This is a genomic window from Planococcus sp. NCCP-2050, from assembly GCF_023708025.1.
Lineage (GTDB): Bacteria > Bacillota > Bacilli > Bacillales_A > Planococcaceae > Planococcus.
In genome coordinates, this window is sequence record NZ_BRCX01000003.1 from 63,730 (window position 1) to 81,479 (window position 17,750).

The following is a 17,750-nucleotide window of genomic DNA, read 5'->3' on the forward strand; positions in this document are numbered from 1 at the left end:
AATGGAAATGGCAAATGCATTATTGGAAGACTTAAAATGGAGAGGCTTGCTTTACCAGCAAACCGACGAAGAAGGCATGGAGAAATTATTAGATGAACAGAAGATTTCGTTGTACTGCGGTGTAGACCCGACAGCGGATAGCATGCACATCGGCCATATCGTGCCGCTATTGACATTGCGACGTTTTCAGACGCACGGCCATCAGCCGATTCTTTTAGTCGGCGGAGCTACCGGCATGATCGGCGATCCCTCTGGAAGAAATGAAGAGCGCCAACTGCAGACAACGGAACAGATTGATAAGAACGTGGAAGGCATTAAAGTCCAAATGGAACAAATTTTTGATTTTGCTTCTGAAAATGGTGCGAAAATGGTTAACAACCGCGACTGGATAGGGCAGATGAGCATTATTGAATTCTTGCGAGACTACGGAAAATTGATTTCCGTGAATTACATGCTGGCAAAAGATTCGGTTGCATCACGTTTGGAACAAGGAATTTCTTTCACGGAATTCTCATATACATTGATTCAGGCAATTGACTACAACCACTTGTACAACCATTACAAATGCCGCGTTCAAATCGGCGGTTCTGATCAATGGGGGAATATCACATCAGGGCTTGAAGTGATTCGCAAAACACATGATGAAGAAGCGAAAGCTTTTGGCATCACGATTCCGTTAGTGACGAAAGCGGACGGAACGAAGTTCGGGAAGTCGGCAGGCGGCGCTGTTTGGCTCGATGCGAAAAAAACTTCTCCTTACGAGTTCTACCAGTTCTGGATCAATACAGCGGATGCAGATGTCATCAAATACTTGAAGATTTTCACATTCCTCGACCGCGAAGAAATTGAAGCTCTTGAAACTACAGTGGAAACGGAAGCGCATTTGCGTAAAGCGCAAACGGTTTTAGCTGAAGAAATGACCAAATTGATCCACGGCGAAAAAGCGCTTGAAGATGCGCAGCGCATCACGAAAGCCTTGTTCAGCGGAGACTTGAAGGCTTTATCAGCAGAGGAAATGCGCGCTGCTTTTAAAGATGTGCCATCAGTTGAACTCGCGAAAGAAGCGAAGTCGATTGTCGACTTGATCGTCGAAGCCGGCATTTCTTCATCCAAACGCCAAGCGCGGGAAGATGTCACAAACGGCGCAATTTCGGTAAACGGGGAAAAAGTCACCGACCTTGACTACATCATCGATGAAAAAGACCGGTTGGAAGATGCGTTTTCCATCATCCGCCGGGGCAAGAAAAAATACCATATGGTTCAATTTAGTTAATAAGGAAATAAAAAAACGCGGCTTCCATTGGGAGGCCGCGTTTTTTAATTCACTTATGAAGCGATTGTTTTTTCTTTCTTCATTAATTGAATGAGCTGATAGCCATCAGATGAGTGTCCTGCGTATGGACCCATCCATTTCGGATAAACTACCGGGATTGACGTGCCGGCAAATAACCAAAGATTAAGATACATGAAACCTTTCGTGAAATTCTGCAGGTCCCAATTCGTCAGCTGATTTAAAGCGGCGAAAGACAAAAGTGCAAGGCTTAATGAAGCAGCAGGACCTCCTGCTAAGAATAAGAATCGTTGAATTTTTGATCGTTTTTCTTTTGGCATCACCAAAGCGCAAAATCCGTAATAAGCCCACCGGATATGAAACGAAACTTTTCCGAATCGAAAATTTTCTTTATTGCTGTCATCCAACGGACCTAGATAGACGCTCACTTTTTCTTTGGATAACAAAGCACTGCCAATAGCATGGCCGACTTCATGAAGAAGGACTGCAATCGGTAGGCCCACCAAATAAATCAATACAAATGAAATCATGCCATCCCTCCTGGTCTTAATACGGAGCTAGAATCGAAAGGTTTCACCAGTAAATGGAAAAAGTCATAAAATGTTCACGAAATGAATATCTTGAAGTCAGGATAAGTCGTCTCACAACAAAAAAATACGTATTCATTATATGATAGGGGATGTGAATATAATTTATTGGAGGAATTTGAACAAATGAATGTATTAGTAGTAAAAGCGAACAATCGTCCGGCAACTGAAGGTATTTCAAGCAAGATGTACGAAACTTTCATGGAGTCGGTGAAAGATAATAAAGACTTGAACGTAACAACTTATGACGTGTACGAAGAAGATATGCCTTATTTCGGCCAAGATCTTTTCAATGCATTCGGCAAATTGCAAAATGAAGAAGAATTGACAGATATCGAACAACGTCTATTAGCAGCGAAGCAAAAAGCAATGGATGCCATTTCTGCAGCTGACCTTGTGGTATTTGCATTCCCATTATGGAATTTGACGATTCCTGCTAAATTGCATACATTTATCGACTATGTGTATGCCGCTGGATTTGCATTCAAATACGATGCAGAAGGTAATATGATTCAATTGATGACAGACAAAAAAGCGATTTTCTTGAATGCACGCGGAGGCGTTTACTCTTCACCAGAAGCGGCACCGATGGAAATGGCTGTTAATTATATGCGCAATGTTTTCGGCGGCGTGTTCGGCATGCAGATTGTTGATGAAGTCATCATCGAAGGCCATAACGCAACACCTGACAAAGCGGCACAGATTATCGAAGAAGGCCTTGAGCGAGTGAAAGAGGCAGCTTCTAAATTGGTTCACCAAAACGCATAATCTACTAGAGAAGCGCTTAACCGTCTATCGAGCAATTTTGCTTGGTAGGCGGTTTTTTTTATTTTAAAGAGGAATAGCGGCATTCCGCAGAGAATGCAGTTAAGAGGATATTATTAGTTGAATCGAGGGATTTAATGAGTACAAAATGGTTGGAATGGGCTAAACGCATTCAGTCTCTATCTCAAGCAGGGTTAACTTACTCGAAAGATGTATACGATATGGAGCGTTTTGAAGAATTGCGCACTATCAGTACAGAAATTATGGCTGAACATACCGAAGTGGAAATGGAAAAGATCAAAGACTTATTTGCGAGTGAAAAAGGTTACCAAACCCCCAAGATGGATGTCCGAGGAGCCGTATTTCGGGATGGGAAAATTTTATTGGTCAAAGAGAAAGTCGACAATAAATGGGCGCTTCCAGGCGGCTTTTGTGATATCGGCCTATCGCCAAGCGAGAATATTGTGAAAGAAATAAGGGAGGAATCGGGGTTTCAAGCTGTTCCAGTAAAACTATTGGCTCTTTTGGATATGAATAAACACGGACATCCGCCGCAGCCCTATCATTATTATAAATTATTTGTTCAATGTGAAATTGTAGGAGGTAGGGCATCATTTGGAGTAGAAACGGACGGAGTCGAATTTTTCTCAGCTGCTGCATTGCCTGAACTTTCTTTGAATCGGAACACAGAAGCTCAAATCGAGATGCTTTTTTCGTTTTTACATCATCCAGAAAAAGCAGCGATTTTGGATTGAATTTAAAAGTAGGGTGGGATATTGATGAAGCGGCAGCATGCGGGTTTGGGAATAATAATAATAGCGGCACTGACAGCTTGTATGCCTACAAGCCCGATTATCGAGAAAGAAATAGAAAAAATCGATATTCGCTGTCTGGAAACGGAGGCTCTGATTGAAATCACAGATCCGGTCCGTTTACAGGCCGTAAAAGAGGAAATCAATTCAAGCAAACGAGAAGGAACAGAAGAGTTCGAACTGGCGGAAGGCCATACTGCAATATTGCGATTTGATGATGGCAGTGAATGGGAGATGACGTTTTATCCTTCAGGGCATGCGGTGATTGAAGGATATTATGTCCGTTCAGAACTTGAAGATTTTTGTGGAGAATAAAAAAGGGGATGAAAGTGAATAGGTTGGCTAAACATCGTTTATGATCTAAACGGTGTTTTCTTTTCGGCTCCAAAGCCTAAAAGTTTTACGGCGTTTTCCAAACTTTCTTTTTGTCTGGGTCGTCTAAATTTAAGACAGGAGGCTAAACAGTGGATGAAATAATGTTTGACCAGATCAGTACAGCAAGTTCAGAGGAAATTATTAACGAAGCTATGAAAGAATATGGACAGGAAATTTTGCAGCTCGTATATTCTTATGTAAAAAACCGGGCGGCGGCAGAAGACTTAACACAGGAAATTTTCATTAAGTGCTATAAATCACTGCATACATACAAACAGAAATCGACATTCAGAACGTGGCTCTGGCGAATTGCTATCAATCATAGCAAAGATTATTTGAAAAGCTGGCATTACAAGAATATCGTTCTCGCTATAGAAGAGCCATTCCTTCATGAGGACAGCAACATTGCGCTGGAAAAATCAATTATCCAAAAAGATGAAGATGAGGAACTGGCTGCTGTTGTCATGAAATTACCCGTCATCTATCGGGAAGTAATCTATCTCTACTATTTTCAAGAGCTCTCAATCCGTGAAATTGCTGCAACTTTAGTGAAGAATGAAAATACCATCAAAACAAGATTAAAGAGGGCTAAAGAACTTATTAAAGAAAGTTTGGAGGGATGAACAATGGAAGAACGTTTAAAAAAACTGAGACAAGTGATGAAGAAAAAAGTATTCACCCAATTGGAATTTACAGATCAACTTAAAAACAGCATCCACATGGAAATAAGAAAGCAGGCGGAGAATGATGAATATATCTACTTATCTGTGCTGCAACTGCTCGTGCAAGAAAAAACAGGAGTTGTCTTGATAATGTACCTTCGAAGCAGGGGCATTAAAAAGTTTGAAGATAATGAGGGATTGCTATATAGCTTATTGCATCGTTTAGAAGTGAATGGTCTTTTGGTCAGCAAATGGGAAGAGAATGAAGCAAAGTTGTATGGTTTAACTGATAAAGGCCAGAAAATATTAAGGAAAGCTGAAAAGAAATATGCCGTTAAACAGCCTTATTTAAAAGAGATACTGGAGGTGTAAAGAGCTGTGGGGAATAGAAAAAACCATTATGTGAAGAAAGTGACTGAGCAAGTTTGTTCAAAAGAAGCGAAAGAACAGGTTGAAGCTGAATTAACTTATCATTTAAGAGAAACCCAAAAGGCATTGCTTGATAAAGGACTCAATGAGATGCAAGCGGAAGAAAGGGCAATTGAGCAAATGGGAAGTCCAGTTCATCTAGGGATACAGCTGAATTCGCTTTACCGACCAAAACTGGATTGGGCCATGCTAACGCTGTTCTTGTTGATTATCGGATTCAGTTTTATGCCTCTTGTAGCGATGAATGTAGCAGATCTTGGCAATTATACCGGGAAGAAAATTGTCATGGCGGTGCTTGGAGTTACAGCTGCTATAGGGTTAATGTTTTTTGATTACCGGAAATTAAAAAATCTGCATCAGCTTTTTCTTGGACTTGGGATTATATCGCTGATTCTCTTGAATTTCCTGCCTACTGGAATGATAAACGGTTATCCAATTATCGATTTCGGTCCGCTATCTTTTCAGATTCTTCACACCTTGCCAATCTTCTTTCTGTTTTGGGCTTCTTATTTGGTGCAGGAAAAAACAGTATTCTGGAAAGCTGCTCTTTTATTTCTCCTGACTTCCGCTTTAATGTTAAATGCAGGCGGAATAGCTGCGTTCATGATTTATAGTGTAATGGTTTTTATTATGCTGATAACCAGCTCCTTGAGCAACAAGAAAATATTCGGGTTTGCAGCATTTTGCTTGGCTTTAATCGCTTCTATACTGGCTATCATATTCACTTCTCTGAAAGAGTATCAATTAGAGCGGTTCTATGCGTTTTTGAATCCTGAAATGTATAGTGAAACTTCCGGATATATGTATATTCAAATTAACCAAATAGTAAGCGAATCCACATGGTTTGGCAATCTTAGCGACATGCAGTTTATCCCTTCTGCGCATACCGATTTCATTTTACTAAATATCATTTATCATTTTGGATGGGCAGCTGCGTTGCTTCTTTTAATTGCGTTAACTGGAGTGGCCGTTCGCATGGTCTATATGGCGCGCCAACTAAAAGATCAATATGGAAAAATGTTGCTGAGCGGAGGAGTAGCCCTATTTGTAGTTCAAGCTATTTATAATATCGGGATGATTTTTGGAGTGCTGCCGTTGATCAGCATGTCATTGCCGCTTCTCAGTTACGGATTCTGGCCGACTATGCTTGGTGCCTTAGTAGTGGGCATTTTCCTGAGTGTTTATCGCCGTAAAAACTTTAACGTAAGAGCTGAACCGAAGTCTTTGAATTAAGTATTGAAATTGTATAATGGTTGGATCTAAAGGAAAATGTTTACCTCCTCTATCTGCGGGTAATTTGTCACTATGGCAGAACATAATCCAGAGGAGGCGTTCAGAATGGCAAAACAAAGAGTAGCAGGATCGTATCAAACAGAAAATGAAGCAATTGCCGCGATAGAGGATTTAAAGCGGCAAGGCTATCGTTCAGAAGATATCTCCGTATTGAGCAAAGATAAAAGAGAAGCTGAAAACATTATGGAAGAAACCGATACGCATGTCGAAGAAGGTGCAGCGGCAGGGGCTTTAACAGGCGGCGCTTTGGGTGGCCTTGGCGGTGTGCTCGCTGGGATAGGTGCTTTGGCCATTCCCGGAATCGGTCCGATCGTGGCAGCTGGACCCATTGTCGCTGGGTTGACTGGAGCTGCAGCTGGAGCGGGCATAGGTGGTTTAGCTGGCGCTTTAATCGGGATGGGCATTCCGGAAGACGAAGCGCAGCGGTACGAATCACAATTTAATGAAGGCAACATATTGGTTTTAGTGGAAGACCAGGAAGATTTCATTCCAGACCACAATGACCGAGATGGCTTTGTGGATAATAAAGATCCATTGATCGGCGGAAATTCTTCGACGACCATTAGAGGCGATCAAGGCCTAGATGACGCGCGTTCAATTGAAAAACGTGGACCTGCGGGACTTTAAAAAACGAAATAGATGAAAGCGAGCAGCCGATTTGCGGCTGCTCGTTTTTACATTTGTTTCGCTTTGATGAATTGCGGCAATTCCATATCACCATACTGATCCGGATGAAGCAGTTTTCCGAGCTTTACTGCTCCTTCGATTAAGCGGGGAGAAGGCCGGCAATACAACTCTTCTTCCATTACATGAATGTTGTCATAGCCTTTCAGTTCGTCCCAGCCAGGGCGTTTGCGGACAAGTTCCGGTTTAACTTTGGAGGTCATGATGCCAACCCAGGCGAGAAGAATATAATCAGGGTTTCGTGTGCGCACATCTTCCCAATCAGTTTGGATATTTGCAGATTCAATGTCTTCAAAAACATTTTGTCCGCCGGCTAGCTTGCTGATTTGAGTCAGCCAATTGATGCGGCCTGGCGTGAAAACGGGCTTTGGCCACCATTCCCAGTAAAGGGAAGGACGAGAAGCAACAGTTGCCGCTCGCTTTTTTAAATCAGCGACAACAGATAGAAATTCCTGTTGAATGGGAACAGCGTCTATGCCGCAAGCTTCGCCAATTGTTAAAAGGTCATGGCCAATTTCCTCTAAATTTTGAGGATCCAACACCAGGTGTGGAATCTTCCTTTTTACCAATTCTTCCACATTTCTTTCCATTCCAGGTACGCTAAGAGAAGCCAGGACCAAATCTGGTTTCAATGCTTCGAGCTCATCCATTCGAATCGATAAATCAGGGCCAAGCCGAGGCAAATGCGTAATCGAACCAGGCCAATCGGAATAGTCATCGATTCCTACAAGCAAATCCTCTCCTCCTAAGAAAGCGAGCAGCTCTGTATTGCTTGGGCAAATTGAAATAATTCGCATTATCTGCACCTCCGTTTTAACCAGTCTACCATTAAAAAAATCCCTCTGCCAAACAGGCAAAGCGAATTCTGCAGCATCGTTACTTGGACTGCAATAAACAGCTGGAAAGAAAAAGAATGAAAATGTCTCGCCTATAATTATGCACTTGTATATAGAATCGTATATTATTACAGTAAGGCTATTTAATTTAGAAACTAAGGTGATTTTCAAGACAAGTAAGCCTGTCTGAAAATGCCTCTGGTAGCAAAGGGAGAGACATATGCTCAAACATCAGGGTTTGTATCATTATTTGACTGAACGTACGTGGGAACTAACTGAAAAATGGTATGAAGGGTTGGATAAGAACAAAGGGGGAGTCTACAGCTCTATAGACCCTGAGAAAATTGAAAACTTAAAGCATCAGAACCATGAATTCCACGTGCGTTTTTGTGCAATGTTCAAAAAAGACAAAGATGAGTTTTTTGCAGGATTCCAAGATTGGATTGAAACGATTGCAAAAGATGAAGACCATCTTTCAACGCCTGTCGTAAGTGTACTTGGCGAATTTTTCCGAACGCAAGAACAATACTTGGAAATGATCGGAGCTTACGCTAAAGAAAATGAAGACAAAGTCACGATCGGACAATTAAATGAATGGAATATCGCGGTAGTGAATGCGATCAGTTCGGTCATTCTCGAATTCACTTCTCAAAATACAAAAGCCGCTCAAGAGCGTCTATACGCTCAACAGCAGATGATCATTGAGATGAGTGCACCGGTCATTTTGCTAACAAAACATTCAGGTTTTCTTCCGCTTATCGGTGAAATTACGACACACCGTGCGCAAATCATTTTTGAAAAAACGCTTCGCCAGAGCGCTAAACACAATATCGAAAAACTGTTCATTGATCTGTCAGGAGTGCCAATCATCGATACGATGGTTGCGCAGCAAGTTTTCCAGCTAATCAATGGGTTGAAAATTATCGGAGTCAAAACAGCCTTGTCCGGATTAAGCCCGGTGATTGCTCAAACAGCAGTCCATCTGGGGATTAAGTTTGTCGACATTGAAGTTTATAATACATTGGCACAGGCATTAAAAGAAAATGGCATTTCGTTAATAGATGGTTAAGGACGATTTCTTAAGACGTCGCCTTCGTTGTTAGTTGAATTCAACAACGAAGGCGACGTTTTTTTATCATCTTTTTTTATGAAAGAAATGTAAAATTATTCTAAAAAAATAATGCATCTTACTTTTTTGAAGAAGTATACTGATGAGTGGGGAGGGAGCAGAAACACATCAAGCGGCATGGAATGGAAACAATTGCAGTTGAAAATTTGGAGCTTGAGCAATCTGTAAGTGAAGTTACTAGCTTGTACAAATAGGAGGACTAAAGAATGGTCGGTACTGCTGCACTTTCAAAAAGGAAAAAGTTTTTTGAAGATTGGAGTCTGTTTGAAAAAAGTTGGTTGGTTATTTTCGCTGCTATCAACATCTATTTATTTTTTGCCTGGGATGATACACTCCTCGGTCTAATCAGTTCATTGACCGGAATGTTTTGTGTACTGCTAGTGGCAAAAGGGAAAATTAGCAATTATTATTTCGGAATGATCCAGACATCTACATACGCTTATATTTCTTTCACTTACGGATTGTATGGAGAAGCCATGCTGAATGGGCTTTTCTATTTCCCGGTACAGTTTATCGGATTATATCTCTGGCACCGCAACAGCATCAAAAATAAAGACAGCGTACAAGGGGAAGACGTAGCCGTCAAACTAATGAGCATCAAATCGTGGGTCTACTCAATTATTGCGGTAATTGCCGGTACGGCTTTATATGCCATTTTGCTTCAGCTGATTGGCGGAAGAACTGTCGGTTTGGATTCTGCGACGACGATTCTATCTGTTATGGCACAAATCCTGATGCTTAAACGATTTGCTGAACAATGGCTTATTTGGATTTTGGTAAATGTTTTGTCCATTGCACTATGGGTTATCACGCTCGATGCATCAGGCGGCAATGATTATACGCTGGTCGTGATGTGGACCGCATTTTTGTTCAACTCGATTTACGGCTATTTCAATTGGAGAAAAATGGCTAAGAAACAGGTTTTAGAAAAGGAGAGCATTTAACATGCCAATGGGAAAAGTCGGGATGTATGGAGGCAAATTCCTGATCGTACATCAAGGACATGTCAGCGCGATGATTCGTGCCAGTACAATGGTCGAAGAATTGCATGTCATGATTACGCATGACGAAGAATACGAAAAGGAATTTTACTTTAAAGGCACGACAATGAAACCCATTCCATTCCATCAGCGTCTTCGGTGGTGGAATGAACTGACAAAAGACTTGCCGCATGTCAAAGTGCATGCGATTTCAGAAAAGCAGACAGGTGAATTTTCGGATTGGGAACAAGGAGCCAAAAGCATTAAAGAAGCTATTGGAAAAGAGATTGATGCGGTGTTCAGTTCGGAGCCGGAGTATGGAGCGCATTTCGAGAAGCTTTATCCCAAAGCCGCACACATTATTCTGGATGCAGAGCGGCGCACATATCCGGTATCCGCTACGCAAATCCGGGAAGAAGGGGCGATGAAACATTGGGGAATCATCCCGCATGTAGTTCAACCGTATTTCGTCCGAAAAATTGTAGTAGTGGGAACTGAAAGTGCTGGGAAATCAACTTTAGTAAAAAACTTGGCGAATCTGTATAACACGAGTTATGTAGAAGAATACGGACGGAAGTTTTATGAACACATTGGCGCTGAAGTTGCCATCGAATCCGATTTTCCTAAAATAGCGTTCGAACATAAATACCATGAAGAAGAACAGGCTAAACGAGCCAATAAATTGCTTTTCATTGATACAGAAGCAAACGTGACTCAATACTTTTCCTGGGCTTACCTTGGATATGAGCAGCCGGTATTAGATCAGGTGGCTGATCTCCAAGATTATGATTTATGGCTATTCCTAGAGCCGGATGTAAAATGGGTGGATGACGGCATGCGTTCCTTCGGAGACCAATCCATACGGGAACAGAACAATGCCTATCTTAAACGGCTGCTGGATAAACGCAATATCCGCTATCATTCGATTAACGGCGATTATAACGAACGTTTGGAACAAGCGATCGAACTCGTGGACGAAGTGCTGGAAGAAAAACTCTATTCATAATCTGGATTAAACAGCAAAAAATGGCTTCCTTTAAAAGGGAGCCATTTTGTTTCCATAAAAAACCTCGAACCGGCGAACCGGATCGAGGTTTTTAAACAATTAACGTGAGTAGTACTCAACGATCAACTGTTCGTTGATTTCAGCAGACAATTCGCTGCGCTCTGGAAGGCGTACGAAAGTTCCTGTTTTGCTATCAGTATCGATAGTTACATATTCAGGTACGAAGTTGCTTACTTCGATTGCTTCGTTAACTACATCAAGGTTGTTAGATTTTTCACGGAAAGCAATTGTTTGTCCTGGTTTTACGCTGTATGACGGGATGTCAAGGCGTTTGCCATCAACAAGGATGTGACCGTGGTTAACTAATTGACGAGCTTGGCGGCGAGTGCGCGCAAGACCTAAACGATAAACAACGTTATCAAGGCGAGCTTCAAGCAAGATCATGAAGTTTTCACCGTGTTTACCTGGCATTTTGCCAGCTTTGTTGAATAGAGTTTTGAATTGGCGTTCAGTTACACCGTACATGAAACGAAGTTTTTGTTTTTCTTGAAGTTGCAAACCATACTCAGAAACTTTTCTGCGTTGGTTAGCACCGTGTTGACCTGGTGCGTAAGGGCGTTTTTCTAATTCTTTACCTGTGCCAGTTAGTGAAACTCCTAAGCGGCGTGACAGTTTCCATGATGGACCTGTATAACGAGACATATATGTCTCCTCCTCTTTTTTTGGTTTTTGAAGTAAAATAAAAACCAGATGCATTCATGCTGTAAGCCATTTTGTTTTCATGTACCTTCGCTCTGCAGCCATGAGTTACGCGATACACCTATTCATATAGGAACAAAATGGTCAAACACGCACATACAACTGCTGCGATTATTTTACACAAAGTCTAGTATAACTGAAATCGAATCCAGAAGTCAATGAAAAGAAAGCAGGTTGCAAAACAATGGCTTTCTTTTTTTTATTTTCCCATGTAGAATGAAAAGAGAAGTAATGTAAGCGTTTTCAAAAACAATTAAGGGGTGTAGGGAAATGAAGAAATCAAGGATGAATATGGAGACGGCGGTAATTCATAAGGGGTATGACAGTGCTGTTCATCACGACAGCTTAGCTGCGCCGCTGTACCAGACTTCGACTTTTTCTTTTGAAACGGCAGAAGAAGGGGAAAATCGTTTTGCGGGGGAGAAGGCCGGCAATATATATTCGCGACTTGGAAACCCGACTGTGCGCATTTTGGAAGAGCGAATGGCTGAGATTGAATACGGCGAAGGAGCGCTTGCGTTCGGATCAGGGATGGCTGCAGTCAGTGCGATTTTAATCCACACCACGAAAGCAGGAGACCATGTTCTATGCTCACGCGGCATTTATGGCTGTACGTTCGGACTGCTGGAAATGATGGAAGAGAAATATAAGATTACCCACAACCTTGTCAGCATGACAACGGAAGAGGAAATCGAACAGGCGCTTCGCCCGGAAACCGTATGCATCTATTTGGAAACGCCGATCAATCCGACGATGGAAATTGTTAATCTCGAGGCGGTTATGGCTGTAGCTAAAAAGCATAACTTGCGGGTTATTGTAGATAACACCTTCAGTTCGCCTTATCTTCAAAATCCGATTTTAATGGGAGCGGATTTCGTTCTGCATAGTGCCACAAAGTATCTGAATGGACACGGTGATGTAATTGGCGGCATTCTTGTCGGGAAAGACGGCGAAGAGATGCAAAATATCCGCATGACGGTGCAAAAGGATGTAGGAGGAATCATGTCGCCTTTCGATGCTTGGCTTATCATCCGTGGATTGAAGACATTGCATGTCCGGATGGATCGCCATATTGCAAACGCGAAGAAAGTTTTAGCGTTCCTGAAAGAAGAACCGCTTGTGAAAAAAATCTATTATCCATTTGATGATGCACATCCGCAAGTGGAAATTGCAAAAGCGCAAATGAAAGACGGCGGCGGATTGATCTCGTTTGAAATTGAAGGCGGCAAAAAAGAAGCGCAAGCTTTCATGAATGCGTTGTCTTTAATTAAAATCGCAGTCAGTCTAGGAGATGCGGAGACCTTGATCCAACATCCGGCATCCATGACCCATGCGGTTGTTCCACAAACAGAAAGGGAAGCGATGGGAATTACCGAATCCTTAATGCGTCTTTCTGTCGGGCTTGAACATACCGACGATTTAATCGCAGACTTAACAAAAGCGTTTGAGACAGTAAAACCAAAACTGCAGGAAGCATAGAAAAGCGAAAGCAGCCATGTAAGTTCGACGGGCATAAAGCGAATTGCCGAAGCGGCGTTCTTTGCCGCACAGGCGAGGCGACTTATGACCCGAGAACTTGGCTGCCGGAGTCTGGACAAAAAGAAAAGCGGAGGCGCCTGTTCAGCTCCGAAAAGCTTAAGGCAGAACACGAAGGAAATCTTGATTTCCGTAGTGGATTGACTTAAGACTGGAGGAGCTTGGCGCCGGAGTCTGGACAAGAAAAGCGAAAGCAGCCATGTAAGTTCGACGGCATAGCTCTGCATTAAAAAAAAGCCTGAATCTCGTTTTATGAGATCCAGGCTTTTCACGCTTATAGATGTTTTAGTAGAACTTCTGCAAAATGTTCAAGGCCTGCTTGGTCATCTGTTGTAAAGCGGCTAAGTTCTGGGCTGTCGATGTCAAGAACACCGATTACTGTGCCATCTTTGATCAAAGGCACGACGATTTCAGACTGAGACGCGGCATCGCAAGCGATATGTCCAGGGAAGGCATGAACATCCTCCACCAGCATTGTTTTCTTTTCAGATACGGCCGTGCCACAGACGCCTCTTCCAACTTTGATGCGTACGCACGCCGGAAGGCCCTGAAATGGCCCGAGAACCAATTCGCCGTCTTCCATCAAATAAAACCCGACCCAGTTGATGCGTTCTAAAAATTGGTTTAATAAGGCAGAAGCGTTGCTTAAGTTGGCGACGGTATTTGTTTCGCCTTCGAGTAATGCATCCAGCTGCTTGCCGAGCATTGCATACTGGTCTGCACGAGTGCCGCTGTAATCTGTTTGAGTAAACATTCAAAAACCTCTTTTCGTTTAAGGGTGATCTAAAATTTTGCTTTTTTAAGTATAGAATTTCTCGTAATGCTTATGCAAGCCATCCGCACTATGGGCATCAGAGCCAAAAACGAGTGGAATAGAAAGCGATTTCGCATAGTCGATATAAGAAAGCGGCGGATAGGATTCTTGGCAATCGGGTTTAGAGAATCCTGCGCCATTCATATCAATTTCCATGTCTGCTTTCTTGATTTGTTGGAATAATGCTTTTATGTGCGAACTGTCATCAATTTGCTGCCCGTGGGCGAGTTGGAATTTATGCACCAAGGTAGGATGGCCAATCCGTTTGGGCTTGAAAGCTCCAAGGTCTGCGAAAACTGAAGCTTCTACAGTATGATAATACTGGCTGTAGACGGATTCGACTGAACCGGCTTGCCGTGATAATTCCATGAAAACCTCTTTGCTGAAATCCATGCAATAAAATTGGCCAGCGGCTTCAAGGAAGTGCACCGATAAGATAGAATCATCCAAAACAGGTCCATATTCATCTAAAAATGCCCGTGTTTCTTTTTCATAGCCGCTGATATAATCAATTTCCAGGCCTAAACGGATGCGAATATCACGCTTATATGCATCTTTTGCCTGTTGAATGGCGTCTATATAGGAATGCATCTCTTCTAGGCGCATTCCGCTGTCTTTCTCAGGCGTTGGATCAACGAATGAGAAGGGGAGGGGAGCATGTTCTGTAAATGAAATGTCTGTAAAGCCGGATTTAATCGCTTTTTCTATGTAGGAATCGAGTGGATCTTGCGTGCCATGAGGACAGAAAGGCGTATGGATATGCCCATCTCTTTTCATAAAAACACCAGCTTTCTTTCGGGATGAAAAATATTTATCCGTTTTCTCTAATTTGACAAACAAAAGAATGGAATACATGTTAAAATAGTAGAATCATGAAATACATTTACATAGACCAGCAAATGTGATTTTGGAACAGGGGGCTATATGACTTATGATGAAGTATATCATCATTGCGGTCATCATTCTATTAGCGGCAATTACCGTCGGCTTTTTGTTTCGCAAGAAACACAGCGCGGAAATTGAACGCTTAGAACAGTTAAAACTGCAAATACAAAATAAACCGATACTTGAAGAACTAACGAAAGTAAAGCAATTAAATATGAATGGCCAGACAGAGGAAATGTTCGAACGCTGGCGCAACATATGGACGGAAGTAATGGATGTACATATTCCGAAAATCGATGCTTCTCTTTTCGACGCTGAAGATGCCATCGACCGTTTTAAATTCGGAAAAGCTTCATCGATTGAAAAAGACATTGAGGCCCGCATTGAAAATGTGGATCAGCAAATGAACGATATTTTGGTTGAATTGGAAGAATTGATTGGCAGCGAAGAAAAAAACCGCAGTGAAATGGATTTGATGAAAGAGCAGTATCGCCAAGCACGCAAGAATTTATTGGCCCATCAACATTCCTATGGTGCCGCCGCCGGTCCTCTCGAGAAGAAACTCGAATCGTTCACACCGTTATTCAATGAATACGATGAGCTGACTGAACAAGGAAATTACTTGGAAGCTCGTGAAATCGTCATGAACTTAGCGGTTGAAGGCGATTATGTCTTTTCGTTAATTGATGATATTCCGCCATTGCTGACGGATGTCCAATCCAAAATTCCTTCTTATATAAACGAACTGCGCAGTGGTCAACGGGAAATGGAATCTCAATCTTATTATTTGAACCATTTGGAGTTGACTGACCAGCTGAATGCAATGGAAGATGAACTGGCTGTATTGAAACAGAATATTGCGGAACTGAACATTGCAGAAGCAAAAGAAGAGGCAGAATTGATGAAAGACAAAATCGATTCTTTCTATGAATTGCTTGAAAAAGAAGTAAAAGCGAAGCATTATGTGGATCAATATAAAGTGGAGACAGGGCGCCAATTGGAGATCGTTTCCCGCGAAACAAATGCCATGGCGGAAGAATGTGCGATTGTCCAGCAAAGCTATAAGATTCCAGAGAGCGAAGCTTCAATTCCAATCGATTGCCTCGACAAATTGGAAGAATTGCAGCGCCGCTTCGATCTATTAGAGTCTCGTACAGGAGAAGCGCAATCGGCCTATTCAAGCTTAGAAGAAGAGCTCGCTTATATCCGGGAAGAATTGACAAGAATTGATATCACCCAAAATGATTTCTCTAATTCGTTAAGAAGCTTGCGCATCGATGAAAATGCGGCACGCAAGAAATTGGAAAACCTTAAGCGGCAATTGCAGGAAACCGATCGTATGCTCCACAAAGCGAATATGCCTGGCATTCCGGAAGAAATGGATGTCCGCCTAGAAGAAGCGGAAGAGCATCTATTCGTTGCAATGCAAGGGTTGCAGGAAGTTCCATTAAATATGAAATTGGTCGATAACTACTTGGTGAAAGCTGAGAAGTGCATCGATGAGGTAGACGATAAAGCAACTGAGATGGTGGAGAATGTTCAATTGATTGAACGCATTATCCAGTACGGCAACCGTTACCGTAAAACGAATCCGCAAATGAATGCAAAGTTAATGGAAGCGGAGGAGTCGTTCCGCCAGCTTCGTTATACGAAGGCATTGGAAGAAGCCGCTACAGCTGTTGAAAACTTTGAGCCTGGTTCAATGAAGCGCATTGAAGTGCTGGTCAAAGAAGACGCTTGGCGTACGTAAATACAAAAAGAAACCACCAGCCATTTGAGCTGGTGGTTTCTTTTTCGGAGGTGCCTTAAATGATTTACTTGGATAATAGTGCAACAACCAAGCCGAGAAAAGAAGTGCTTGAAACATTTTTAAAGGTCAATGAACAGTATTATGCGAATCCGGCTTCTTTGCACCAAATGGGAAACGAAGCCGAAGATTTGCTGGAAAACGCAAGACAGCAAATCAAGCGCATTCTAAATATGGAGAACGTAATTTTCACATCAGGGGGAACAGAATCCAATAATTTAGCCTTATTTGGCGTTGCCCGTGCCAATCGGCATCGCGGCAAGCATATCATTTCAGCTGAAACCGAACATCCTGCAATTTTGAATTCTTTAAAAGAATTGGAAAAAGAGGGATTTGAAATCACGCTCTTAAAAGTGAATGCCGCAGGCGAGATCAGTTTGGATGAGTTGAAGAATGTGCTCCGAAGCGATACGATTCTTGTAAGCTTGATGCATGTAAACAATGAAATCGGAACAATCCATCCGACTGCTGAAGTAAAGGCTTTGTTAGAAGGTTCGCGTGTTTTATTTCATGTGGATGCCGTACAGAGCGTTGGGAAGATCCAATTAAGTGCCGAGGCAATGCCTGATTTATTGACCATTTCCGGACATAAAATTCATGGACTGAAAGGCAGCGGGGTATTGGCTTTCAATCAACTTGAACTGGCAGCGGTTCAGTTTGGGGGCGGGCAGGAATTCGGCTTGCGAAGTGGAACGGTATCAGTGCCGCATGCAGCAGCTTTGGCGAAAGCACTCCGGCTGGCTGAACCCAATCCTGCATTTGCCAAGTGGAATCAGGAATTGAGGACGTTTTTCTCAGGATTTCATGGAGTCAAAATAGTGAGTCCTGAAAAAGCGGCTTCGCATATTTTGGCCGTTGCTGTAAAAGGAATTAAAGGGGAAATTCTTGTATCTGGACTGCAGGCAGAATCCGTCATCGTTTCGACTTCAAGCGCCTGTTCTTCAAAAAGCAAAAATACAAGCCATGTGATTGAAGCCATCGGACTGCCGCGTGAGTATAAAGACGGTGTAATGCGAATTAGTTTCGGTGCATTTACAACGGAAGAAGACATTGCCAGTTTAAAAGAAGCATTCATAAAAACGTATAAGCTCATAAAATAA

The 17,750-nt window shown here is 42.3% G+C and carries 19 protein-coding genes; 14 read left to right on the forward strand and 5 right to left on the reverse strand.

Annotated elements, in window-relative coordinates; translation table 11 throughout:
• Window positions 1-7 precede the first annotated feature (7 nt).
• On the forward strand, window positions 8-1,273 hold the full coding sequence (gene tyrS, locus NFU07_RS11870) for a tyrosine--tRNA ligase (RefSeq protein ID WP_251478426.1): 1,266 nt from the start codon (window positions 8-10) through the stop codon (window positions 1,271-1,273).
• Between the two features lie 53 nt (window positions 1,274-1,326).
• Here tyrS and NFU07_RS11875 read toward each other — a convergent pair whose 3' ends face one another.
• Window positions 1,327-1,821, reverse strand: a complete 495-nt coding sequence (locus NFU07_RS11875) for a hypothetical protein (RefSeq protein WP_251478429.1) — start codon at window positions 1,819-1,821, stop codon at window positions 1,327-1,329.
• Between the two features lie 183 nt (window positions 1,822-2,004).
• Between NFU07_RS11875 and NFU07_RS11880 the strand changes: the two genes are divergently transcribed.
• The 7 genes from NFU07_RS11880 (at window position 2,005) to NFU07_RS11910 (ending at window position 6,841) form a co-directional block, all read left to right on the forward strand.
• Window positions 2,005-2,646 (forward strand): FMN-dependent NADH-azoreductase, encoded by a 642-nt coding sequence (locus NFU07_RS11880; RefSeq protein ID WP_052652054.1) that lies wholly within the window; start codon window positions 2,005-2,007, stop codon window positions 2,644-2,646.
• Window positions 2,647-2,780: 134 nt separating this feature from the next.
• On the forward strand, window positions 2,781-3,398 hold the full coding sequence (locus NFU07_RS11885; protein WP_251478430.1) for an NUDIX hydrolase: 618 nt from the start codon (window positions 2,781-2,783) through the stop codon (window positions 3,396-3,398).
• Between the two features lie 24 nt (window positions 3,399-3,422).
• Window positions 3,423-3,770: a hypothetical protein gene (locus tag NFU07_RS11890; RefSeq protein ID WP_251478433.1), complete on the forward strand. Its 348-nt coding sequence runs from the start codon at window positions 3,423-3,425 to the stop codon at window positions 3,768-3,770.
• 161 nt (window positions 3,771-3,931) lie between these two features.
• Window positions 3,932-4,453, forward strand: coding sequence for a sigma-70 family RNA polymerase sigma factor (locus tag NFU07_RS11895; protein ID WP_251478781.1), 522 nt, complete (start codon window positions 3,932-3,934; stop codon window positions 4,451-4,453).
• A gap of 3 nt (window positions 4,454-4,456) precedes the next feature.
• Complete coding sequence (locus NFU07_RS11900; RefSeq protein ID WP_251478435.1) at window positions 4,457-4,864, forward strand: PadR family transcriptional regulator; 408 nt, start codon at window positions 4,457-4,459, stop codon at window positions 4,862-4,864.
• A 6-nt stretch (window positions 4,865-4,870) separates the two neighbouring features.
• Window positions 4,871-6,154, forward strand: coding sequence for an FtsW/RodA/SpoVE family cell cycle protein (locus NFU07_RS11905; RefSeq protein ID WP_251478439.1), 1,284 nt, complete (start codon window positions 4,871-4,873; stop codon window positions 6,152-6,154).
• A 105-nt stretch (window positions 6,155-6,259) separates the two neighbouring features.
• Window positions 6,260-6,841, forward strand: coding sequence for a general stress protein (locus NFU07_RS11910; RefSeq protein ID WP_251478441.1), 582 nt, complete (start codon window positions 6,260-6,262; stop codon window positions 6,839-6,841).
• A gap of 47 nt (window positions 6,842-6,888) precedes the next feature.
• Here the strand turns inward: NFU07_RS11910 and NFU07_RS11915 are convergent, their stop codons facing one another.
• Window positions 6,889-7,695, reverse strand: a complete 807-nt coding sequence (locus NFU07_RS11915; protein WP_251478444.1) for a cobalamin-binding protein — start codon at window positions 7,693-7,695, stop codon at window positions 6,889-6,891.
• Between the two features lie 259 nt (window positions 7,696-7,954).
• Here NFU07_RS11915 and NFU07_RS11920 point away from each other — a divergent pair, with 259 nt between their 5' ends.
• The 3 genes from NFU07_RS11920 (at window position 7,955) to nadR (ending at window position 10,849) form a co-directional block, all read left to right on the forward strand.
• Complete coding sequence (locus NFU07_RS11920) at window positions 7,955-8,803, forward strand: STAS domain-containing protein (protein WP_251478446.1); 849 nt, start codon at window positions 7,955-7,957, stop codon at window positions 8,801-8,803.
• Between the two features lie 266 nt (window positions 8,804-9,069).
• The gene (gene pnuC / locus NFU07_RS11925; RefSeq protein WP_251478448.1) at window positions 9,070-9,807 is read left to right on the forward strand and encodes a nicotinamide riboside transporter PnuC; all 738 of its coding nucleotides are present in this window, start codon (window positions 9,070-9,072) and stop codon (window positions 9,805-9,807) included.
• A 1-nt stretch (window position 9,808) separates the two neighbouring features.
• Window positions 9,809-10,849 (forward strand): multifunctional transcriptional regulator/nicotinamide-nucleotide adenylyltransferase/ribosylnicotinamide kinase NadR, encoded by a 1,041-nt coding sequence (gene nadR, locus NFU07_RS11930; RefSeq protein WP_309296777.1) that lies wholly within the window; start codon window positions 9,809-9,811, stop codon window positions 10,847-10,849.
• A gap of 99 nt (window positions 10,850-10,948) precedes the next feature.
• Here the strand turns inward: nadR and rpsD are convergent, their stop codons facing one another.
• Window positions 10,949-11,551, reverse strand: a complete 603-nt coding sequence (gene rpsD, locus NFU07_RS11935; protein WP_235198873.1) for a 30S ribosomal protein S4 — start codon at window positions 11,549-11,551, stop codon at window positions 10,949-10,951.
• A gap of 327 nt (window positions 11,552-11,878) precedes the next feature.
• Between rpsD and megL the strand changes: the two genes are divergently transcribed.
• Window positions 11,879-13,087 carry a methionine gamma-lyase gene (gene megL, locus NFU07_RS11940; protein ID WP_251478451.1) on the forward strand — a complete coding sequence of 403 codons (1,209 nt, stop codon included), beginning with the start codon at window positions 11,879-11,881 and terminating at the stop codon, window positions 13,085-13,087.
• Window positions 13,088-13,418: 331 nt separating this feature from the next.
• Here megL and NFU07_RS11945 read toward each other — a convergent pair whose 3' ends face one another.
• Both NFU07_RS11945 and hisJ read right to left on the reverse strand, forming a co-directional pair.
• The gene (locus tag NFU07_RS11945) at window positions 13,419-13,898 is read right to left on the reverse strand and encodes a GAF domain-containing protein (protein ID WP_251478453.1); all 480 of its coding nucleotides are present in this window, start codon (window positions 13,896-13,898) and stop codon (window positions 13,419-13,421) included.
• A gap of 45 nt (window positions 13,899-13,943) precedes the next feature.
• Window positions 13,944-14,735, reverse strand: a complete 792-nt coding sequence (hisJ, locus tag NFU07_RS11950) for a histidinol-phosphatase HisJ (RefSeq protein WP_251478455.1) — start codon at window positions 14,733-14,735, stop codon at window positions 13,944-13,946.
• Window positions 14,736-14,889: 154 nt separating this feature from the next.
• On the opposite strand from hisJ, the gene ezrA reads away from it, so the two are divergent.
• Together ezrA and NFU07_RS11960 are read left to right on the forward strand one after the other, a co-directional pair.
• Window positions 14,890-16,593 (forward strand): septation ring formation regulator EzrA, encoded by a 1,704-nt coding sequence (gene ezrA, locus NFU07_RS11955; protein WP_251478457.1) that lies wholly within the window; start codon window positions 14,890-14,892, stop codon window positions 16,591-16,593.
• A 59-nt stretch (window positions 16,594-16,652) separates the two neighbouring features.
• A complete protein-coding gene (locus NFU07_RS11960) occupies window positions 16,653-17,750 on the forward strand; it encodes a cysteine desulfurase family protein (protein ID WP_251478459.1) in 1,098 nt (365 codons plus the stop codon).